We start from the raw sequence: 21,638 nt of genomic DNA, 5'->3' as shown, positions 1-21,638 counted from the left end.
GTACGTTTGACGGCACAATGCATGGCATCCCATCCCACATCCCGCACCACCCGAGGAGCCTGTCGATGAAAGCGAGCCATCGTTCCGCCAAGATCCGCCATGCCTTGCTGGGCACCCTGCTCTCCGTTGCGATGTCCGCCGGGGTGACCGTGGGCGCCGCGCACGCCGAGGACCTGCGCATCGGCCTGGCTGCCGATGTCACCTCGATGGACCCGCACTGGAACAACGCGGGCCCGAACAACGCCATCGCGCTGCATATCTTCGAATCGCTGGTATTCATGGACAAGAACGCCCGCTATATCCCCGGGCTGGCACTGTCCTGGAAGCCGGTGAACGCCATCACGTGGGAGATCAAGCTGCGCCCGAACGTGAAGTGGCATGACGGCACGCCGTTCACGAGCGAGGACGTCAAGGCGTCCCTGGAGCGGCCCGAGAAGCTGACCAACAGCCCCGGCTCGTTCACCAGCTATACCAAGCCGATCGCCCGCATCGACACGCCCGACGCGCTCACCGTGCGCCTGACCATGAACGTGCCGAATTACGCCAACCTCGCCAACGACCTGAACAGCGTGCCGATCATGCCGAAGAAGGTCGCGGCCACGCTGACCCAGGCCGATTTCGACTCGGGCAAGGCGATGATCGGCACCGGGCCGTTCAAGTTCGTGCGCTTCGCGCGCGGGCAGGAAATCGTGATGGCGAAGAACCCCGACTACTGGGGGCCGAAGGTGGACTGGGACCGCGCGGTGTTCCGCATCCTCACCGACAACGGCGCACGCAGCGCGGCGCTGCTGGCCGGCGACGTGGACGTGATCGAGAGCGTGCCCTCGGCCGACGTGGCGAAGCTCAAGCAGAATCCGAAGTTCAAGATCGAGCAGACGGTGTCGTGGCGCACCATCTTCTGGCAGATGGACCAGTCGCGCGACAACTCGCCGTTCGTGACCGACAAGGCCGGCAAGCCGCTGGCCAAGAACCCGTTCAAGGACGCCCGCGTGCGGGAAGCGGTCAGCAAGGCGCTGAACCGGGACGCCATCGTCAGCCGCATCATGGAGGGGCTGGCAGTGCCGGCCTCGTCGATCGTCTCGCCGCAGATCTTCGGCCATCCGGGCACCAAGCCGGACGCCTACGATGTCGAGGGCGCCAAGAAGCTGCTGGCCCAGGCAGGCTACCCCGATGGCTTCGCGCTGACGCTGCACGCCACCAACAACCGCTACCTCAACGACGGCCAGGTGGCGCAGGCCACGGCCGGCATGCTGACGCGCATCGGCATCCAGACCAAGGTGGAGACCCTGCCCGTGGCAGCCTACTTCACGCGCGCGCGCCAGGGCGAGTTCTCGTTCCAGATGCTGGGATGGGGCTCGGCGGCGGCCGATGTGGCGCTGCGCTCGATCACCGGCACGCCCAACCCGAAGACCGGCTATGGCACGTGGAACTGGGGCAAGTACAGCAATCCGCAGCTCGACAAGCTGATCGAAACGTCACTGACCACGGTCAGCAGCGACAAGGCGCGCGAGGAAGCCGCGCGCGCCGCGGCGAAGGTCGCGCTGGCGGATCACGCCATCATCCCCTCGCACAGCCAGTTGGCGATGTGGGCGATGCGCAAGGGACTGCGCTACGAGGCCCGCACCGACGAATGGTCGCTGGCGCAGTTCTTCCACAAGGAATGACCGTTTTCCACGGGAAAACGATCAGATCACCAGCCGGTCTTCCTGATTGGCATTGGCCGCGCGCAGCTTCTTGACCCAGTCCCGGGCGGGCAGCTGGGTCGCGGCTTCCACCACGTCCGCGCGCGCTTCCAGCGTTTCCCAGGAGACGTCGATGGCCGGCCCGTTGAACGCCATGGCGATGACGTTGCCGTCATGCACTTCCGGGAACACCAGCACGCGGTTGTCGAAGGCATCGCAGATCCGCACGATGTTCTTCGGAAAGCTCTCGTGGTCGCCGAACAGGTTGATCGTCATCACGCCGGGCGTCTTCAGCACGCGGCGGCAGGCGCGGTAGAACGCCGTGGTGTCCAGCACCGGGCCGCGCGCGGTGGCGTCGTAGAGGTCCACCTGGAGCGTATCGATGGCCGCCGTGCTGGCGCTGTCCATCACGAAGTCCCAGGCGTCCTGCTCGCGCACGGTCAGGCGCGCGTCATCTTCGCGCAGGCCGAACATGCTGCGGCCGGCCACGATCACGGCCGGATTCAGCTCCACCGCCGTCACCTTGGCGCGGGCGAACTGCCGATGGCAGAACTTGGTCAACGCGGCAGCCCCGAGGCCCAACTGCACCACGTGGAAGTCATCGACCGAGGGTGACTGGAACAGCAGCCAGGCCATCATCTGCTGCGCGTATTCGAGCTCGATGGCGTCCGGCTTGCGCAGGCGCATCGCGCCCTGGACCCATTCCGTGCCGAAATGCAGGTAGCGCACGCCGTCCATCTCGGAGAACGTCACCGGCGCGAAGCGCGGCTTCATGCGGGCTTCGTGACGGGGGTCCTGCCGGGAATCCTGCCGGGCGTTCAGGTTGCCGCGCGATGCGTCACGGTGTCCGCGGGCGGGACGGCGCGAGGCCACGGCCTCGATCGATTTGCGTTTCAGAAGCGTCATAGCGGAGAAAAAGGCGCCAAGGGCGCGGATCATGGGGGCGAATCATTGGCCCAGCGCGGTCTGGGCGCGCTGGAGCCATTCGCGATTGTGTTCGCGGGCATGGCGCGGCCAGTGGCGCGCGTCATGGACGATATCGGCATAGAGCGCTTTCGCGCGCTCGCGGTCGGCGGCATCGGGCTGGGCCGTCAGCCAGTCGGCAAACAGGCAGCGCGGCGCGGCATCGCTGGCGCTGGTCAGGGCCTGCTCGAACGCAGCCCGCGTGCCCGGCGCGCCGGTAGCGGCCAGCGTCTGCGCGTACAGCAGCGAGGGCGTGGCCTGCTCGCGCGCCTGCGGGTGGTGCGAGAACAGCGTCTCGAGCGTGGCCTGCGCCGGCCCGGGCTGGCCGGTGGCCACCTGGGCGCGCGCCAGCCCTTCCAGCAAGGCCGGGTCGGAGGCGAACGGGCCGTTGGCGGCCGTCTGGTAGTGCGTCAGCGCCTCGGCCGGCTGGCCGGCATCGAGCAGCGCGGCGCCCAGGCGCATGCGGTGGTCCACGGTGGGTGCCCGGTCGAAGGCGTCGCGGGCCTCCCGCACGGCACGGTTCGGATCCACGATCTGCCGGATCGCCCGTCCCGCCGCCCGCGCCCCGCGCGTCTGGCGCAGGCTGGGCAGGTAGACCGCGAAGAAATAGACCACGCTGCCGAGCCCCGGGAACAGGAACAGCAGCAGGAGCCAGTACATATTCTGGTGCGTGCGCACCGCATGCACCGCGAAGAAGATGGCGACGATGACATGCAGGCCGATGCCACCAATACCGCCAAGGCCGAGACTGGACATAGGAATTTATGGAAATGGGAGGCCGGCCCGCCGCGCGGGGCGAGCCATGGCCGCGATTGTGACAGAAGTGACTGACGGTGAGACTTGTTCGGTACGCCTAAAGTTTTGCGGATTTGCGCCGAAGAAGGGGTGGGCTCTCTCCCGATCGGAACCACGCATATGACAACAATCAGCAGCGTTACCCCTCAGATCGTCACCGCCAGTGACGCCAACGTAACCAACACCCGCCGCTTCACCGCGCCGGCTGACGACGCGGCGCAAGCCGCCGCCAGCACGGACGGCAGCGCGTCGGCCTCCTCAGCTTCCTCGGCTTCCTCGGCCAGCGCCAGCGGCGACATCAAGGGCCCGGGCGGCGCCGGACGCCTGGGCGGCGCAGGTCCCGCAGACGCCAGCGCGGCCAGCAGCGAAGACAGCGACTCGGCGGTCATCAAGGCGCTGAAGCAGCAGATCGAGGCGCTGCAGAAGCAGCTGGCAACCCAGATGCAGCAGCTCCAGGCCGCGCAGAACAGCGGCGCGGACGACAGCACCAAGGCCAGCACCGTGGCCGCGCTGCAGGCCGGTGTCACGTCGACCTCGGCGTCGCTCCAGCAGGCCGTCGCCAAGCTGGCCGAAGCCATTCAGCAGGCCGGCGCCTCCAGCACCGGGAACATCGTCAACACGACGGCCTGAACGGCGTCGCCCCTTCGTCATCGAAAGAAGACGCCCCACGCCTGGCTGGGCGATTCAGTCCAGCCAGGCGCGCAAGGCCTGCCACGCGACCCGCTTTTCCGCATAGGCCAGCGTATAGGCCGGGCTGCTCGACGGCAGCCGCAGGATGGCATGGCGGTCGCCATGCTCCTCCAGCGCCCCCAGCGCCCCCAGCGCCTTTTCCCCGATCTTCGCGGCCGTACCGCCGTTGAAGGCAATCGCCCGCAGGTTCGGCAGCGTGCCGATCAGCCCGAGCAGGTCGTTCCCGGCATGGTCGCGGATATTGCTGTCGAGGCTGCCATCGCGCCGCGCCTCGGCCACCACGTCCCACAGCCCCACGCCGTGCCCAAGCAGCGCTTGCAGGCGGGCCGGGTAGTCCTGGCCGACGAGATCGACCCCGAGGACATCGCCCATCAGGTGCCAGAAGCGGTTCTGCTTGTGCGCGTAGTACTGGTTCTGGGCGAGCGAGACCTCGCCCGGCAGGCTGCCGAGCACGAGGACGCGGGTGTGGGCATCGACGACCGGCGGGAAACAGCGTTTGGTGGTCATCTTGGGAGGGTCTTCGCTGGCGGCCCCTCCCCCGCAGGCGGGAGCGGGGCCGCAAACCGGCCTCAGGCCAGCAGGCGGTTCACGCGTTGCACGTAGGTGGCCGGATCTTCCAGCATGCCGCCCTCGGCCAGAAGGGCCTGGTCGAACAGCACGCTGACGCGGTCGGCGAAGGCTTCGTCGCCGGCCACGTCGCGCAGCTTCTTCACCAGCGCGTGCTCGGGGTTCAGCTCCAGGATCGGCTGGGCGTCGGGCGCCTTCTGGCCGGCCTGCTTGAGCAGGCGCTGCAGGTAGCCGCTCATGTCGCCATCGTCCGACACCAGGCACGAAGCCGATTCGGTCAGGCGCAGCGTCACGCGCACGTCCTTGGCTTTGCCTTCCAGCACGCCCTTGGCACGGTCGACCACGTCCTTCCAGTCGGTTTCGGCCTTTTCCTGCTCGGCCTTCTCGGTCTCGTCAGCCAGGGCGCCGAGGTCCAGGTCGCCACGCGCCACGGACACCAGTTCCTTGCCGTCGAATTCGTGCAGGTAGGACAGCATCCACTCGTCCACGCGCTCGGTCAGCAGCAGCACTTCGATGCCCTTCTTGCGGAAGACTTCCAGATGCGGGCTCGACTTGGCGGCCACCCAGGTGTCGGCGGTGACGTAGAAGACCTTGTCCTGCCCTTCCTTCATGCGGCTCACGTAGTCGCCCAGCGAGACCGACTGCTCGGCCGTGTCGCTGTGGGTGGACGCGAAGCGCAGCAGCTTGGCGATGCGCTCGGCGTTGGCCTGGTCCTCGCCCATGCCTTCCTTGAGCACCTGGCCGAACTGCTCCCAGAAGGTCTTGTACTTGGCGCGATCGGCTTCGTCCTCGCTGTCCGCCAGCGATTCGAGCATCGACAGCACACGCTTGGTGCTGCCCTCGCGGATCGCGCGCACATCGCGGCTCTCCTGCAGCAACTCGCGCGAGACGTTCAGCGGCAGGTCGGCCGAATCCACCACGCCCTTGACCCAGCGCAAGTACGCCGGCAGCAGTTGGTCCGCGTCGTCCATGATGAACACGCGCTTCACGTACAGCTTCAGGCCGGCCTTGTGGTTGCGATCCCACAGGTCGAACGGGGCGCGCGCCGGGATGAACAGCAGCTGCGTGTACTCGCTGCGGCCTTCCACGCGATTGTGGGTCCAGGTCAGCGGGGCTTCCTGGTCATGGGCGATGTGCTGGTAGAACGCCTGGTACTGCTCGTCGGTGATGTCGGACTTGGCGCGCGTCCACAGCGCGCTGGCCTGGTTCACGCTCTCCCACTCGCCGGTGGTCTTGGGGGCGCTGGCTTCGGCATCCCACTCTTCCTTGGGCATGCGGATCGGCAGCGAGATATGGTCCGAATACTTCTGGATGATGTGGCGCAGCCGGTACGACGACAGGAAGTCGTCCTCGCCCTCGCGCAGGTGCAGCGTGATGGTGGTGCCGCGCTCGGCGCGCGAGATGGCGTCCACCGTGAACTCGCCGTCGCCGGTGCTTTCCCAGCGCACGGCCTCGTCGGCGGTCGCGCCGGCGCGGCGCGTCTCCACCGTGACCTTGTCCGCGACGATGAAGGCCGAGTAGAAGCCCACGCCGAACTGGCCGATCAGCGCGGCGTCCTTCTGCTGGTCGCCGGACAGTTGCTGGAAGAATTCCTTGGTGCCCGAGCGCGCGATCGTGCCGAGGTTGCGGATCGCCTCGTCGCGGCTCATGCCGATACCGTTGTCGGTGATCTTCAGCGTGCGGCTGGCGGCGTCGGCTTCGATGCGGATGGCCAGGTCGGCATCGTTCTCGAGCAGCGACGGGTTGGCGATCGCCTCGAAGCGCAGCTTGTCAGTGGCGTCCGAAGCATTCGACACCAGCTCGCGCAGGAAGATCTCCTTGTTGCTGTACAGCGAGTGGATCATCAGGTGCAGCAGCTGCTTCACTTCCGCCTGGAAGCTCATCGTTTCGTGCGGTGCGGTCATGGTTCTCCTCTTGAAAGCTTGAAAACAAAGCGGGCACATCCGGGGTTGCCCCGGGCGCGGTGCGCGGCGGGGTCGATGGCCCTTCAAATCGGGATGGACGGACGGTTTTTCAAGCCCCCGGGGTGGCGGGGGCATGGGCGGTATGGGTGCCAGAGGCCGGCTGGCCGGATAATCGCTCGATCTGCGCGGCCAGGAAACGCAGCATGCCGGGATCGGCGCTGCTGGCCACGTTGAAGCGCGTCCAGGTGGATGGCATCTGGCTGGGCGAGAACAGGCTGCCCGGGGCGAACAGGTAGCCCTCCTCGTGCCCCGCCGTAGCGATGACATTGGTGTCCACGCCCGTATCGGCCCACAGGTACATGCCGGCGTGCTGGCCCGGGAACATCCGCAAACCCAGCCGTTCGAGTTGGTGGCGGGTCTCGTCGCGCGCCCGGTCCAGCCGGCCGCGCACGCGCTCCACGTGTTTGCGGTAGTGGCCCTCGGTCAGCACCTTGTAGACCACGCGCTCGTTGATCTCGGGCGTGGCCATGCCGGTCAGCAGCTTGCTGTCGGTCAGCGTCACGGCCAGCTCCGGGCTGGCGGCGATGAACCCCACGCGCAGGTTGGCGGCCAGCGTCTTGGAGAAGCTGCCGAGATAGATCACGCGCCGCAGCTGGTCCAGGCTGGCCAGCCGGGTGGCGGCGTGGCCGGGCGGGCAGAGGTCGCAATAGATATCGTCCTCCACCACCAGGAAGTCGTACTGCTCGGCCAGTTGCAGCAGCCGGAAGGCCCGGGCGGCGGAGAGCGAGGTGCCCGTGGGGTTGTGCAGCACGGAATTGACCACGAACAGCTTGGGCCGATGGGCCTGCACCACGCGCTCGAGCGCGTCCAGGTCCGGGCCATCGGCCGTGTACGGCACGCCGATCACGTGGGCGCCCTGCGCGGCGAAGCGCGCGAACATCACGAACCAGGCCGGATCGCCGACCAGCACGGTATCGCCGGGGTGCAGGTATTGCCGTGCGATCAGGTCGAACGCCTGCGTGATGCCGGAGGTCATCACGATCTGGTCCGGCGTGACGCCGATCTCCAGCTCCTCCAGCCGCGTGCGCAACTGCTGCCGCAACGGCAGGAAGCCCTGCGGCGTGCCGCTCGACAAAAAATGGTTGCCCGGTTGCCGCCCCAGGCTGCGCAGCGCGCCGGACATCAGCTCGCCGTCCAGCCACTCGTTCGGCAGGAAGCCCCAGCCCGGCGCCTTGTGGCTCTCCGCCGAATGGAACATGCTGCGCAGCAGCCAGGTCACGTCGATATTGCGGATGGCGTCCGAAGGCGGCGTGGCGGCCGTGGACGGATGTGCCACGCGCTCCCGCACATAGAACCCCGAGCCGCGCCGCGACTCCAGGTAGCCCAGCGCCACCAGCCGCTCATAGGCTTCCACCACGGTGAAGCGCGAAATCCCCTTCTCGGTGGCCAGTTGCCGGATTGACGGCATGCGCATGCCGGCCCGGAACACCCGTTCGTCGATGCGCAGCCGTGCCCATTCAGTCAATTGCTCGACCAGCGTCATCTGGGCCGAAGGAATCGGGTCCGGCAACTGCTCGTGGCCGGCCGTCGGCATCACCAGCCTCAAGGGCCGTGTGCCGCCCGACGCACCCGAGCGGCCTCCGCTATCCTTGCGGTCTGGCCCGGGGTGCCGCCTTTCGTCCGCTTCGCTGCCTTCCATGTGGTGCTCCCGCAACTGTACTGAATACGATCTGCTGAACTGTATCGGTACTGTACCGATAACCTTGTCTACCATCAACCGACAATGACGCTCGCCATAGACCACCTCGTGATCGCGGCCCCGGATCTGGAATCCGGCGCGAACCATGTTGCCGACCTGCTCGGCGTTGCCCCGCAAGGCGGCGGCGCGCACCCGCGCATGGGCACGCACAACCGCGTCATGGGGCTGTTCGGCGGGATGTACCTCGAAGTGATCGCGATCGACCCGGCCGCCCCGGCGCCGGATCGGCCGCGCTGGTTCGGGCTGGACAGCGAAGCCATCCGCGAGCGGCTGGCCGACGGCCCGTTCCTGGCCCACTGGGCCGCCCGCGTGGAACGGCCGATCGACCTGTCGCGCTGGCAGGCGCAGTACCCGGACCGCATCGCCCCGGCCATTCCGATGACGCGCGGCGCCCTGCACTGGCGCCTGACCGTGCCCGACGACGGCAGCCTGCCGGCCTGGCCGGGTGAGGCGACGCATGCGGGCGATGGCCTGTTCCCCACGCTGATCCAGTGGGACGTGCCCAACCACCCCGCCATCAGCCTCCCGCGCCAGGACCTGGCGCTGCGTCGGCTGCGCGGCAGCCATCCACAGGCGGAACTGCTGCGGCAGGGGCTGGCGTGGATCGGCGCGGCAGACCTGATCGAGATCGAACAGACCGATGGGCCGCCACAACTGGTGGCCGAGATCGACACCCCAGCAGGCACCAAGACCCTGCGCTGACTATATAGATACCCCCGAAGGAGCCCCCGACGATGTCCGCCACCACCACCAAGCGTTTCGACGACGACGCCTATCTCGACCACTGCAACGCCACGGTCGTGGCCGTGAGCGAGGCCGGCATCGAGCTGGACCAGACCGTCTGCTACGCGCGCAGCGGCGGGCAGGCCGGGGACACCGGCACGCTGGTGCTGGCCGATGGCCGCGTGGTGGCGCTGATCGACACGATCTACGCCGAGGACCGCACCCGCATCCTCCACGTGCCGGCGCCGGACGCCCCGGCGGTGCAGCCCGGCGATCAGGGCGAAGTGCGCATCGACTGGGCGCGCCGCCACAAGCTGATGCGGCTGCACACCTGCCTGCACCTGCTGGGATCGCTGATCCCGGTGCCGGTGACCGGCTGCAGCATCTCGCCCGATTCCGCGCGCATCGACTTCGACCTCCCCGAGTCCACGCTGGACAAGGCCGAACTGACCGAACAGCTCAACGCACTGATCGGCGCGAAGACCGATGTGCGGATCGACCGCATCACGCCCGAGCAGCTCGCCGCGCAGCCCGACCTGGTGCGCACCGTGGGCGCCGCGCCGCCGGCCGGCACGTCCACCATCCGCATCATCGAGATCCCCGGCGTGGACCGCCAGCCCTGCGGCGGCACCCACGTGGCCAATACGGGCGAGATCGGCGCGGTCTCCGTGACCAAGATCGAGAAGAAGAGCCGCACCAACCGCCGCGTGGTGGTCAACTTCGCCGCGCTGGCCTGAGGTCGCCGTCATGGATGCCAACTGGCTGACGGGCCTGTCGATGGCCCAGTTCCTCGCATTGATCACGCTGCTGGCCGTGGGCGCGTTCACGCCCGGCCCCAACACCACCATCGCCGCCGTGACCGGGGCCAACTTCGGGCTGCGCGCCACGCTGCCGCATTGCATCGGGGTGGCGTTCGGCTTCGCGAGCATCGTCGCGCTGTGCGCCACCGGCGTGGGCGCCCTGATACTGGCCAGCCCGATGCTGGCGCGCGCCATCCATGTCGTCGGCGTGGCCTACCTGCTCTGGCTGGCGTGGAAAATTGCCCGGAGCGCCTCGCTGGCCGAGAAGACCGTGCTCAAGCCGATGAACGTCTGGCAGTCGGCCGCGTTCCAGTACGCCAATATCAAGGCGTGGATGCTGGCGCTGGCCGTGGCGGCCTCGTACATGGCCGGCGCGCCCTCGCCCGCGCAGCGCATCGCGCTGGTCAGCACCGTGTTTGGGGTCTTCGGCTTCTTCAGCAACGGCGCCTATGGGCTGCTCGGCGCCTCGCTGCGGCACTGGCTGGCGCAGGGCAACCGCGTGCGCTGGTTCAATGGAACGATGGGGCTGGCGCTCGGCGTGACGGCGGTCTGGATCGCCCTTGCCGCGCAGCCGCACTGATCTTCCCGGGCCTCCCCATCATGGCAAATCCTTCTGCTTCTGCTTCTCCCTCCCATCCGCCCGCTTCCGGCGGCATGTGGCTCGGCTTCATCGGCGTGGCGATCTTCAGCCAGACGCTCCCGTTCACGCGCATGGCCGTGGCCGAGCTGGACCCCATCTTCGTGGCGCTGGCCCGCGCGGTGCTGGCGGCCTGCCTGGCGCTGGGCCTGCTCGCCCTGCGCGGCGCGCTGGCCCCGGCACGGCGGCCGCGCGGGCGCCAGTGGGCACGGCTGGCCGTGACGGCGCTGGGCGTGGTGGTCGGCTTTCCGCTGTTTTCGTCACTCGCCATGCGCGAGGTGCCGGCCGGCCATGGCGCCATCGTGATTGGCCTGCTGCCGCTGGCCACCGCCGTGTTCGCGGCGTGGTTCGGCAGCGAGCGCCCTTCCCCGGCCTTCTGGCTCTCGGCCGTGGCCGGCAGCGCGCTGGTGATCGCCTTCGCCCTGTGGCAGGGGGCCGGCGGCCTGCAACATGCCGACTGGTATTTGTTCGCCGCCGTGGTGCTTGGCGCGCTGGGCTATGCCGAGGGCGGCAAGCTGTCACGGGAGCTGGGCGGGCTGGAAACCATCAGCTGGGCGCTGGTCGTGTCCCTGCCGGTACTGGTGCCCGTGGTGGCGTGGCTGGCCGTGGCGCACGGGCCCGAGATCGGCGCGGCATCCTCCCGGGCGTGGCTCGGCATGGCCTATGTCTCGGTCTTTTCGATGTTCATCGGCTTCCTGTTCTGGTACGCCGGACTCGCAAAAGGCGGCGTGGCCCGCGTAGGCCAGATACAATTGCTCCAGCCGTTCCTCACGCTGGCGGGCGGCGCCGTGATCCTGGCCGAGCCCCTCGACGCCCCCACCCTCGCCTTTGCCGTGGCGGTGATTGCCGTGGTGGCCCTTGGCCGCCGCGCCGCCGTGCGCAACACGGCACCCGCCACGCCACCGGCCGCCAGCGCGGCCGAAGGGGCGCCCCCCATATTTCCAGGACGACTTCACTAACAGGAGCCATGCATGTCCGTATATGACACCCTCGCCCGCCTCGGCGTGGAACTGCCCCCCGTCAGCGCCCCCGCCGCCGCCTATGTCATGGCCGCGACCAGCGGCAACACCGTCTTTCTCTCGGGCCACATCGCCCGCAAGGACGGCAAGGTCTGGGCCGGCAAGCTCGGCAAGGACGTCGACACCGAGACCGGCAAGGCCGCCGCGCGCGCCATCGCCGTCGACCTGCTGGCCACGCTCCACGCCCATATCGGCGACCTGAACCGGGTCCAGCGCATCGTCAAGGTGATGAGCCTGGTCAACTCCACGCTGGAATTCACCGAGCAGCACCTGGTGACCAACGGCGCATCCGAGTTCCTGGTCGAGGTCTTCGGCGACAAGGGCCGCCATGCGCGCAGCGCGTTCGGCGTGGCCCAGGTGCCGATGGGCGCCTGCGTCGAGATCGAAATGATTGTCGAAATCGCATAATTCGTATTTTTTCCACCACGCAGTCCAAGATTCACCCCACCAGAGACAGATCATGAAATGGGCCATCTCCCGCCGAGCACAGCAACTGACCAGCTCGGCCATCCGCGAAATCCTGAAGGTCACCGAGCGTCCGGAAGTCATTTCCTTCGCCGGCGGCCTGCCGTCCCCGGCGTCGTTCCCGGTAGCGGCCATGGAAGCGGCGGTGGCCCGCGTATTCGCCGATAACCCCCAGGGCGCGCTGCAATATGCCGCCACCGAGGGTTATCTGCCGCTGCGCGAATTCGTGGCCAAGCGCTACAACGTGGAGGTGGAGCGCGTGCTGATCACCACCGGCAGCCAGCAGGCGCTGGACCTGATCGCCAAGGTGATGATCGACCCGGGCAGCCCGGTGCTGGTGGAAACGCCGAGCTACCTCGGCGCCCTGCAGGCGTTCTCGCTGTTCGAACCCGAGTTCGTCTCGGTGCCGACCGACGAGCGCGGACTGGTGCCCGAGGCGCTGACGCCGGAGCTGGCCGCCGGCGCCCGCTTTCTCTACGCCCTGCCGAACTTCCAGAACCCCACCGGCCGCCGCCTGCCCCTGGAGCGCCGCCAGGCGCTGGTCAAGCGCGCGCAGGAACTGAACCTGCTGCTGGTGGAAGACGACCCCTACGGCGAACTGAGCTACACCGGCGACATCCTGCCGACACTGCTCTCGATGAACCCGGACGGCGTGATCTACATGGGCTCGTTCTCGAAGGTGCTGGCCCCCGGCCTGCGCCTGGGCTTCGTGATCGCCCCGCCCGAACTGCACTTCAAGCTGTGCCAGGCCAAGCAGGCATCTGATCTGCACACGCCGAGCTTCACCCAGCGCATGGCCTACGAGTCCGTGCGCGACGGCCTGCTCGAACGCCATATCCCGACCATCCGCGCGCTCTACGGCAAGCAATGCGAAGTGATGCTTGACGCACTCAAGCGCCACATGCCCGCCGGCGTGACGTGGAACCAGCCCGAAGGCGGCATGTTCATCTGGGTGGAACTGCCCGAGGGCCTGGACAGCATGAAGATCCTCGAGGAAGCCGTGCGCCGCAACGTGGCCTACGTGCCGGGCGCGCCGTTCTATGCGGGCAATCCGCGCATGAACACGCTGCGCCTGGCCTTCGTGACGGTGCCGCCGGAGCGGATCGAGCAAGGCGTGACGATCCTCGGCGAACTGTTCCGCGAAGCCATCGCCAAGGCAGCGCCGCAGCCGCGCGCTGCCTGAGGCTAGCCTCGGAACCCTGAAGGAGAGCCGATCGCCATGGACGTGGAGGAGCCGCAAGGCCTGTTGCGCATCTGGGGCCGCCTGTCGTCGATCAATGTGCAGAAAGTGGTCTGGTGCGCGCGCGAGCTGCACCTGGACCACGAGCGCATCGACATCGGCAATCACCAGGGCGAGCTGGACACCGAGGCCTACATTCGCCTGAATCCGAACCGGATGATTCCGGTGATCGAGGATTTCCGCGATACGGACGTGGCCGGCGAGCCCTTCGTGCTGTGGGAATCGAACGCCATCGTGCGCTACCTGTGCGCGCGCTATGGCGAAGGCACGCTGTGGCCGTCCGACGTCAAGGAGCGCGCCTCCGCCGATCGCTGGATGGACTGGCAGACCACGGCGTTCAGCCCGGCCATGGTCTCGGCCTTCCTGCAGATGGTGCGCGTGCCGGTCGAGAAGCGCGACGAGGCGGTCATCGCCAAGTCGTGCGAACGGACCGAGCCGCTGGCCGCGATGCTGGACAAGGCGCTCGCCAGCCGCGAGTTCATCGGCGGCGACCGCTTCACCATGGCCGACATCGCGCTGGCCTGCGCGGCACACCGCTGGATGGGCACGCCCGTGCCCCACACGGCACGGCCCAACCTCGAACGCTGGCTGGACGACATGCGCGCCCGGCCGGCGGCCACCGGCATCCTCGTCCTGCCGCTGCGCTGAATCGTCCTGCGCCTTTGGTCGATCGGTTTTTGTCCGATCTGACTAGCGGCGCAGGCGTCACTTTCCCTGGCCGCACTCGACGGCCACGCCAAATTCGAACGTCCGTTTTAGGAGTACCCTCGCCCGAGAGTTGTGAGGTGCGCTCTGCTCCCCCCGAACAAACCCTGATCCCTGAATCCGATTCATCGACCCGGTGACCGGATTTAAGCGATTGCGGGGAACTCGCGTCCTTACAATCGCCTTTCTGTGCGCAGCGATGCGCTTGCCGCCGCACGCCCAGTTGCTATGCAGTAGCGGCAGTCCAGGCCCGACAGAGGCACGGCTGCCTTCCAAACCCAGAGGAGGATTCAATCGTGTGGAGTCAAATCTATGACCCGCTCGGCAATATGGCGCTGTCTACCATTGCCGCGGGGGTCCCTGTGGCCGTGCTGCTCGCAGCGCTGGCATTCTTTCACATGCAGGCCCACATCGCTGCCGGACTGGCGCTGGCGGTCGGCATCGCGGTGGCGTCGTTCGTGTTCGGCATGCCTGCGGCCATGGCCGGCAAGGCGGCCGGGCTGGGCATCGTCTCCGGGCTGTTTCCGATCGGGTGGATCGTCCTCAACATCATCTTCCTGCACCGGCTGACCACACTTAACGGGTCATTCAGGGTGTTGCAGAACTCGATCTCGGGCGTGACCGAAGATCGCCGCCTGCAACTGCTGCTGGTGGCCTTCAGCTTCGGTGCGTTCTTCGAGGGCGCAGCCGGCTTCGGCACGCCGGTGGCCGTGACCGGCGCCATCCTGATCGGGCTGGGCTTCTCGCCGCTGGCCGCTTCCGGCCTGGCGCTGATCGCCAATACCGCTCCGGTGGCGTTTGGCGCACTCGGCGCGCCGATCATCGGCCTCTCGTCGGTGACCGGCATCGAACAGACCGTGCTCTCCGCGATGATTGGCCGCCAACTGCCGTTCTTCTCGGTGCTGGTGCCGTTCTGGCTGATCTGGGCGTTCGCGGGCTTCCGCGGCATGCTGGCCATCTGGCCGGCCATCCTGGTGGCGGGCGTCAGCTTCGCCGTGCCGCAGTTCCTGGTCTCGAACTACCACGGCCCGTGGCTGGTGGACGTGATCTCCGCGCTGATCTCGATGGGGGCCCTGACCGCCTTCCTGAAGATCTGGCATCCGAAGGAGATCTGGACCTCCACGCGCATCCTGGGCCGCCACGACGACTCGAAGGTCGATCACCCCGAAGCCCTGGAAGCCGAAGCCCGTGCCAACGCGGCGTCGGTCGGCATTTCGGTGGTCAAGGCGTGGATGCCGTGGGTCATCCTGACCGTGTTCGTGTTCGTCTGGGGCATCCCCGAGTTCAAGAAGCTCGTGGACGGCATCTGGCAGTACAAATTCCCGATACCGGGCCTCGACAAGGCCATCATCAAGGGTCCGCCGGTGGTGCCGAAGGAAATCGTCGAAGGGGCGGTGTTCAACTTCAACGTGCTGTCGATGGCCGGCACCGGCATCCTGGTGTCGGCGCTGGTCGGCGGCCTGCTGATGGGCTACTCGGTGCCGCGCCTGCTCAAGGAGTACTGGGAGACGATCAAGCTGGTGCGCTACTCGCTGCTGACCATCTGCGCCATGTTCGGCATCGGCTACCTGACCCGCTACTCGGGTCTCGACGCCACGCTGGGCCTGGCCTTTGCGCAGACCGGCGTGTTCTACCCGCTGTTCGGCACGATGCTGGGCTGGCTGGGCGTGGCACTGACCGGTTCCGACACGGCGTCCAACGTCCTGTTCGGCGGCCTGCAGAAGACCACGGCGGAGCAGCTGGGCCTGTCGCCGGTGCTGATGGCGGCCGCCAACAGTTCGGGCGGTGTGATGGGCAAGATGATCGACGCCCAGTCGATCGTGGTGGCCTCCACCGCCACCAAGTGGTACGGCCACGAGGGCGAGATCCTGCGCTACGTATTCTTCCACTCGGTCGTGCTGGCCATCCTCGTCGGCCTGTTCGTGACCCTGCAGGCGTACGTGCCGCCGTTCACGCACATGGTGATTCACTGATGGCGATTCCCTGACATTGCCTGCTCGACCAGGCATGCAGACAAGCCCCGCCTCATGGCGGGGCTTTTTGTTGGGCGTATCATCACCGGTTCACTCCAACAGACGAGATGAGGGACCGCCGTATGCCGATTCGCCGCCTGGAAAGATTGATCGATCCCTTCCGGAACATGCCGGATACGCAGCCGCCGGCCAGCATCTGGCGGTTCTACGCGCACTTCCTGCGCGAGGTGCGGGGGGTGTTGTTCGCGCTGCTGGTGGTGGGCCTGATCGCCGCGCTGATCGAGGTGTCGCTGTTCAGCTTCCTCGGCCGGATCATGGACCTCGCCAAGGGAACACCGGACGGGCAGTTCTTCGCGCGCCATCAGAATGAACTGCTGTGGATGGCCGCCGTGGCGCTGCTGCTGCGCCCGCTGTTCTTCGGCCTGCACGATGTGCTGCTGCATCAGGTCATCAACCCCAACCTGGCCAACCTGATCCGCTGGCAGAACCACCGCTACCTGCTCCAGCAGAGCCTGTCCTTTTTCCAGAACGACTTCGCGGGGCGGATTGCCCAGCGCATCATGCAGACCGGGTTCTCGCTGCGCGACTCGGCCGTGCATGCGCTCGATGCACTCTGGCACGTGATCATCTACGCCATCAGCGCGCTGATCCTGTTCGCCGAGGCGGACTGGCGGCTGATGATCCCGCTGATCCTGTGGATTGCCGGCTACATCGCCGCCCTGGCGTACTTCACGCCGCGCGTGAAGGAACGCTCCGTGGTGGCCACCGAGGCGCGCTCGCGGCTGATGGGCCGCATCGTGGACGGCTACACCAACATCACCACGCTGAAGCTGTTCGCCCACACGCGCCACGAGGAAAGCTACGCGCGCGACGCCATGGCCAGTCACACCGACAAGATGCGCATGGCCGGGCGGATGGTCAGCGCCATGGACGTGACCATCACGGCGATGAACGGCGCGCTGATCGCCGGCACGACCGGGCTGGCGCTGTGGCTGTGGAACCAGGGGCTGATCTCCACGGGCGCCATCGCACTGACGACCGGGCTGGTCATCCGCATCAACAATATGTCCGGCTGGATCATGTGGGTGGTCAATGGCATCTTCGAGAACGTCGGGCAGGTGCAGGACGGCATGAAGACGATTGCCGTGCCGCGCAACGTGGTGGACCGGCCGGACGCGCAGCCGCTGCGCATCGCCCGGGGCGAGGTGCAGTTCGAGGACGTGGGCTTCCACTACGGCAAGGGCGCCGGGGTGATCGAGCATGTCAACCTGACCGTGCAGCCGGGCGAGAAGATCGGGCTCGTGGGGCCGTCCGGGGCCGGCAAGTCGACGCTGGTCAACCTGCTGCTGCGGCTCTACGACGTCGAAACTGGCCGGATTCTGGTCGATGGCCACGACGTGGCCGGGGTGACGCAGGAGAGCCTGCGCGCGCAGATCGGCATGGTCACGCAGGATACGTCGCTGTTGCACCGCTCGATCCGCGAGAACCTGCTCTACGGCAAGCCGGACAGTAGCGATGCCGACCTGGGCGAGGCGCTGCGGCGTGCCCGGGCGGACGACTTCATCGGCGATCTGATCGATGGGAACGGCCAGCGGGGGCTCGACGCGCTGGTGGGCGAGCGTGGCGTGAAGCTGTCCGGCGGGCAGCGGCAGCGCATCGCCATCGCCCGGGTGCTGTTGAAGGATGCGCCAATTCTGATTCTCGACGAGGCCACCTCGGCGCTCGACTCCGAAGTGGAGGCGGCGATTCAGGAGAGCCTGGAGGCGTTGATGGAAGGCAAGACCGTGATCGCCATCGCCCACCGGCTCTCGACCATCGCGCGGATGGACCGGCTGGTGGTGCTCGACGGCGGCCATATCGTCGAGACCGGCACCCACGCCGAACTGCTCGCGCGCGGCGGGCTCTATGCCCGGCTATGGGCGCACCAGACCGGCGGCTTCGTCGGCGTGGACTGATCGGACCGGGTCAGACTGGGGTCAGACCAACCCGAGCAGCCCCGCGCCGGCGCCCAGCGCCACCAGCATCAGCGGATGAACCCGCGTCTTCAGCATGAGGGCGATGGTCAGCAGCGTCACCGCCACGGCGGTCCAGTTGTGGTCCACGCTGCTGGCCAGCACCCAGCCCGTGGACATCAGCAGGCCGATGGTCAGCGCGGACAGGCCGCGCTTGATCAGCCCCGGCCAGCGCGCGTGCGGCGAGCGGCCGGCGAAGTATTCGAAGCCGAGCGCGATCAGGCTCGACGGCCCGCACATGCCGACCATCGCCGCGAACGTGCCGCCCGCCCCCGCTACCTGCCAGCCGAACAGCGCCACGAACAGGATGTTCGGCCCCGGCGACGCCTGCGAGATGGCGTAGAGCGCCGCGAACTGGGCATCGGTCATCCAGCCGTTGGCTTCCACGAGGTAGCGGTGCATGTCCGGGATGACGGTGCCGCCGCCGCCCACGGCCAGCAGCGACAGCATGCCGAAATGCCCGAGCAGGCTGCGCAGGATCTCCGGGGAACTCATGCCTGCCCCCGGCGCTTTTCGGCGCGATGTTCGAGCACCAGCGCCACCGGCACCAGCACCGCCATCACCGGCAGCAGCGGCCAGCGCAGCAGGCCGATGGCGACAAACGCCGCCACGCCGACCACCACCGCGCGCACCGTGCGCGGCTGGCTTTCCGCCAGCTTGACCCCGGTGGACAGCACGAGCCCGGCCGAGACCGCCGTCATGCCGGCCAGCATCTGGCGCACGGCGGTGACGTCCTGGTAGCGCAGGTACAGCGCCATGGCGCACAGCACCACCACCATCGGCACCAGCACCAGCCCGCAGAAGGCCGCCACGGCGCCACGCAGGCCGGCGAAGCGCAGGCCCAGCATCAGGGCCAGGTTGATAACATTGGGGCCGGGCAACACCTGCCCGAGGCTGAGGATCTCGACAAAATCCCGGTCGTTGAGCCAGCGGTTGCGCTCCACGACGGCGCGCCGCACGAACGGGAGCACCCCGCCGAAGCCGGAAAGCCCCATGCGGGCAAATTCGAAGAACAGGGTGCGGGCATTGGGGGGCGGAGCCAGGGCAGGCTCGGAGACGTCGGGCAGCGGGGCGGCAGACATGATAGGCGGCGATAAATGCCCACGCAGGGGGTGGCGCGGGCTGCCGACATACTACGGCAATCGCGACGGCCCGCGTGGCACGCGGTCATCACGGATGCGCAAGAGGGGGTCAGGGACGGTGATGTGGGTTGCTCCCCTCCCCCCTGGGAGAGCGGAGCAACCCGGCGGCTGCCTTAGCTCCCGCCGTCCACCTTCACCGGCTCGATCTTCACTTCCTTGAGACGTGGCTCAACCGCCTTGCCCTTGCGGGCGCGCTTGCCGACGTACGGCAGCAGCGTCTTGCCAGCCAGCTTCTGCGGCGGCATCTTGCCGCCCCGGACGCCGGTGCCGGAGATCAGCAGCCCCGGCGCGCCCACCGTCACGGCGTGCGTCAGCGGCTCCTTGGGCTCCAGTTCCATCAGGATCACGCCCCGGCCACCGGCCGACAGCACCTTCACCTCGTCCAGGCCCACCAGCAGCAGCCGGCCATTGCCCGAGAAGCAGGCCACATGCGTGGCTTCGTCGGCAATCGGCGTCGGCGGCAGCAGCGTGTCGCCCTCATCCAGCGTGATGAAGGACTTGCCGCCCTTCTGCCGGCTGATCATGTCGCCGACCTTGGTCACGAAGCCGTTACCGCCGGCCGTGGCTACCAGCACGCGCTGCTCGGCGCCACCCGCGAAGGTGTGGGCGATCTGCGAGCCCGGCGCGAGGTCGATCAGCGTCGTCACCGGCACGCCATCGCCCCGGCCGCCGGGCAGCCCGGCCACCGCCACCGAATAGACCCGGCCGTTGCTGCCGAAGGCCAGCAGCGTGTCCACGGTGCGACACTCGAAGGTGTCGTACAGGCTGTCGCCCGCCTTGAAGGTGAACTGCTGCGTCTCGTGGCCGTGGCCTTGGCGCGTGCGCACCCAGCCCTTGCCCGAGACGATGACCGTCACCGGCTCGTCCACCACGCGCACCTCGGCGGCGGCGCGGCGCTCTTCCTGGATCAGCGTGCGGCGCGGGTCCTTGTCCTCGGGGCTGTACTGCTTGGCGTCCTGCTCGATTTCCTTGATGATGCGCCGGCGCATCATCGTCTCGGACTTCAGCAGCACGTCCAGTTCGGCCTGCTCGTCGCGCAGCTTGGCCAGTTCCTGCTCGATGCGGATGGCCTCCAGCCGCGCCAGCTGGCGCAGGCGGATTTCGAGGATGTCCTCGGCCTGGCGGTCCGAGAGCTGGAACGCCTCGATCAGCGCCGGCTTCGGCTCGTCGCTCTCGCGGATGATGCGGATGACCTCGTCGATCTTCAGCAGCACCAGCATCCGCCCTTCCAGGATGTGGATGCGGTCCTCGACCTTGTTGAGCTGGAAGCGCGTGCGCCGCGTCACCGTCTCGAAGCGGAACCCGATCCACTCACGCAGGATCTCCTGCAGCCCCTTCTGGCGCGGCCGGCCATCGGTGCCGATCATCACCAGGTTGATCGGCGCGCCGGACTCCAGGCTGGTATGGGCCAGCAGGGTCTGGATGAACTCCTGCTGGTCCACGTTCTTGCTCTTGGGCTCGAACACCAGCCGCACCGGCGCATCCTTGCCCGATTCGTCGCGCACCGCGTCCAGCACGGCCAGCAGCGAGGTCTTCAGCTGCACCTGCTCCGGCGTCAGCGCCTTCTTGCCGGTGCGGATCTTCGGGTTGGTGATTTCCTCGATTTCCTCGAGCACCTTCTGCGCCGAGGTGGCTGGCGGCAGCTCGTGCACCACCATCTGCCACTGGCCGCGCGCCATTTCCTCGATCTTCCAGCGCGCGCGCACCTTCAGGCTGCCCCGGCCGCCCTCGTAGATCTGGGCGATATCGGCCGCCGGCGAGATGATCTGCCCGCCGCCCGGATAGTCGGGGCCGGGCATCAGCGCCAGCAGCTCGGCCAGCGAGATGGCCGGATTGCGGATCATCGCCACCGTCGCCCCGGCCACTTCGCGCAGGTTGTGCGGCGGGATTTCCGTCGCCATACCCACCGCGATGCCGGAGGCGCCGTTCAGCAGCACGAACGGCAGCCGCGCCGGCAGCAGCCTCGGCTCTTCCTCCGAGCCGTCGTAGTTGGGCAGGAAATCCACCGTGCCGAGGTCGATCTCGTCCAGCAGCAGCCGCGAGATCGGCGTCAGGCGCGCTTCGGTGTAGCGCATGGCCGCCGCGCCGTCGCCGTCGCGGGAGCCGAAGTTGCCCTGGCCGTCGATCAGGGGGTAGCGCAGCGAGAAGTCCTGCGCCAGACGCACGAGCGCATCGTAGGCCGACTGGTCGCCGTGGGGGTGGAATTTACCGAGCACCTCGCCCACCACGCGCGCGGACTTGACCGGCTTGGCGTCGGCACGCAGGCCCATGGCCGCCATCGCATAGAGGATGCGGCGCTGCACGGGCTTCTGGCCATCGGCCACCTCGGGCAGCGCACGGCCCTTGACCACGCTCACCGCGTAGTCGAGGTAGGCTCGCTCCGCGTAGCGCGCCAGGGTCAGCGAATCGGCTGGCTCTTCGGATTGAAACGAAATGTCTGGTTGATCCATGGTCGGCAAGAATGCGGCACGCGGGCGCCGGGCGGCGCCTCGCAAACCCTGTGGGTCGGCTTGTCAGCGTGGGATTCTAACGAAACTCGGGCGCCCCGCAGGAAAGTGAGGC

At 67.8% G+C, this 21,638-nt stretch carries 19 protein-coding genes; 11 read left to right on the top strand and 8 right to left on the bottom strand.

Features of this window, described 5'->3' with window-relative positions; translation table 11 throughout:
• Positions 1–131 precede the first annotated feature (131 nt).
• The gene (locus tag AC1DP9_RS01995) at positions 132–1,664 is read left to right on the top strand and encodes an ABC transporter substrate-binding protein (RefSeq protein WP_441590748.1); all 1,533 of its coding nucleotides are present in this window, start codon (positions 132–134) and stop codon (positions 1,662–1,664) included.
• 21 nt (positions 1,665–1,685) lie between these two features.
• Here AC1DP9_RS01995 and AC1DP9_RS01990 read toward each other — a convergent pair whose 3' ends face one another.
• Entirely contained in the window at positions 1,686–2,588 is a 903-nt protein-coding gene (locus AC1DP9_RS01990) for a class I SAM-dependent methyltransferase (RefSeq protein WP_454757199.1), read from the bottom strand.
• A 42-nt stretch (positions 2,589–2,630) separates the two neighbouring features.
• Positions 2,631–3,401: a tetratricopeptide repeat protein gene (locus AC1DP9_RS01985; RefSeq protein WP_092290191.1), complete on the bottom strand. Its 771-nt coding sequence runs from the start codon at positions 3,399–3,401 to the stop codon at positions 2,631–2,633.
• A 159-nt stretch (positions 3,402–3,560) separates the two neighbouring features.
• On the opposite strand from AC1DP9_RS01985, the gene AC1DP9_RS01980 reads away from it, so the two are divergent.
• Complete coding sequence (locus AC1DP9_RS01980) at positions 3,561–4,070, top strand: hypothetical protein (protein WP_477106483.1); 510 nt, start codon at positions 3,561–3,563, stop codon at positions 4,068–4,070.
• A gap of 54 nt (positions 4,071–4,124) precedes the next feature.
• On the opposite strand, the gene AC1DP9_RS01975 is transcribed toward AC1DP9_RS01980, so the two are convergent.
• The 3 genes from AC1DP9_RS01975 to AC1DP9_RS01965 form a co-directional block, all read right to left on the bottom strand.
• On the bottom strand, positions 4,125–4,637 hold the full coding sequence (locus AC1DP9_RS01975; protein ID WP_477106482.1) for a DNA-deoxyinosine glycosylase: 513 nt from the start codon (positions 4,635–4,637) through the stop codon (positions 4,125–4,127).
• A 62-nt stretch (positions 4,638–4,699) separates the two neighbouring features.
• Positions 4,700–6,601 (bottom strand): molecular chaperone HtpG, encoded by a 1,902-nt coding sequence (htpG, locus tag AC1DP9_RS01970; protein ID WP_477106481.1) that lies wholly within the window; start codon positions 6,599–6,601, stop codon positions 4,700–4,702.
• A gap of 109 nt (positions 6,602–6,710) precedes the next feature.
• Positions 6,711–8,300, bottom strand: a complete 1,590-nt coding sequence (locus AC1DP9_RS01965; RefSeq protein ID WP_477106480.1) for an aminotransferase-like domain-containing protein — start codon at positions 8,298–8,300, stop codon at positions 6,711–6,713.
• A gap of 84 nt (positions 8,301–8,384) precedes the next feature.
• Here AC1DP9_RS01965 and AC1DP9_RS01960 point away from each other — a divergent pair, with 84 nt between their 5' ends.
• From AC1DP9_RS01960 to AC1DP9_RS01920, 9 genes are all read left to right on the top strand, one after another.
• Positions 8,385–9,062 (top strand): VOC family protein, encoded by a 678-nt coding sequence (locus AC1DP9_RS01960; RefSeq protein ID WP_441590549.1) that lies wholly within the window; start codon positions 8,385–8,387, stop codon positions 9,060–9,062.
• A 32-nt stretch (positions 9,063–9,094) separates the two neighbouring features.
• Complete coding sequence (locus tag AC1DP9_RS01955; protein WP_477106479.1) at positions 9,095–9,820, top strand: alanyl-tRNA editing protein; 726 nt, start codon at positions 9,095–9,097, stop codon at positions 9,818–9,820.
• Between the two features lie 10 nt (positions 9,821–9,830).
• Positions 9,831–10,463: a LysE family translocator gene (locus AC1DP9_RS01950; protein ID WP_441590551.1), complete on the top strand. Its 633-nt coding sequence runs from the start codon at positions 9,831–9,833 to the stop codon at positions 10,461–10,463.
• A 20-nt stretch (positions 10,464–10,483) separates the two neighbouring features.
• Positions 10,484–11,479 carry a DMT family transporter gene (locus AC1DP9_RS01945; protein WP_477106478.1) on the top strand — a complete coding sequence of 332 codons (996 nt, stop codon included), beginning with the start codon at positions 10,484–10,486 and terminating at the stop codon, positions 11,477–11,479.
• Between the two features lie 12 nt (positions 11,480–11,491).
• Positions 11,492–11,947: a RidA family protein gene (locus AC1DP9_RS01940; RefSeq protein WP_092290209.1), complete on the top strand. Its 456-nt coding sequence runs from the start codon at positions 11,492–11,494 to the stop codon at positions 11,945–11,947.
• 52 nt (positions 11,948–11,999) lie between these two features.
• Positions 12,000–13,187, top strand: coding sequence for an aminotransferase-like domain-containing protein (locus AC1DP9_RS01935; RefSeq protein WP_477106477.1), 1,188 nt, complete (start codon positions 12,000–12,002; stop codon positions 13,185–13,187).
• A gap of 60 nt (positions 13,188–13,247) precedes the next feature.
• The gene (locus AC1DP9_RS01930; RefSeq protein WP_454757473.1) at positions 13,248–13,892 is read left to right on the top strand and encodes a glutathione S-transferase family protein; all 645 of its coding nucleotides are present in this window, start codon (positions 13,248–13,250) and stop codon (positions 13,890–13,892) included.
• A gap of 353 nt (positions 13,893–14,245) precedes the next feature.
• Complete coding sequence (locus AC1DP9_RS01925) at positions 14,246–15,922, top strand: L-lactate permease (RefSeq protein WP_092290213.1); 1,677 nt, start codon at positions 14,246–14,248, stop codon at positions 15,920–15,922.
• A 122-nt stretch (positions 15,923–16,044) separates the two neighbouring features.
• A complete protein-coding gene (locus AC1DP9_RS01920; RefSeq protein ID WP_477106476.1) occupies positions 16,045–17,877 on the top strand; it encodes an ABC transporter ATP-binding protein in 1,833 nt (610 codons plus the stop codon).
• Positions 17,878–17,898: 21 nt separating this feature from the next.
• Here AC1DP9_RS01920 and AC1DP9_RS01915 read toward each other — a convergent pair whose 3' ends face one another.
• The 3 genes from AC1DP9_RS01915 to parC form a co-directional block, all read right to left on the bottom strand.
• Positions 17,899–18,429 (bottom strand): chromate transporter, encoded by a 531-nt coding sequence (locus AC1DP9_RS01915; protein ID WP_477106475.1) that lies wholly within the window; start codon positions 18,427–18,429, stop codon positions 17,899–17,901.
• Entirely contained in the window at positions 18,426–19,016 is a 591-nt protein-coding gene (locus tag AC1DP9_RS01910) for a chromate transporter (RefSeq protein ID WP_092290221.1), read from the bottom strand. The genes AC1DP9_RS01915 and AC1DP9_RS01910 overlap by 4 nt, the downstream gene beginning before the upstream one ends.
• Positions 19,017–19,189: 173 nt before the next feature.
• Positions 19,190–21,526 carry a DNA topoisomerase IV subunit A gene (gene parC, locus AC1DP9_RS01905; RefSeq protein ID WP_441590555.1) on the bottom strand — a complete coding sequence of 779 codons (2,337 nt, stop codon included), beginning with the start codon at positions 21,524–21,526 and terminating at the stop codon, positions 19,190–19,192.
• Positions 21,527–21,638 lie beyond the last annotated feature (112 nt).

It is taken from the genome of Cupriavidus sp. 01L43 (genome assembly GCF_056399925.1).
Note: the sequence above shows the minus strand (reverse complement) of the source record. Positions and strands in the feature narration are given on the sequence as shown.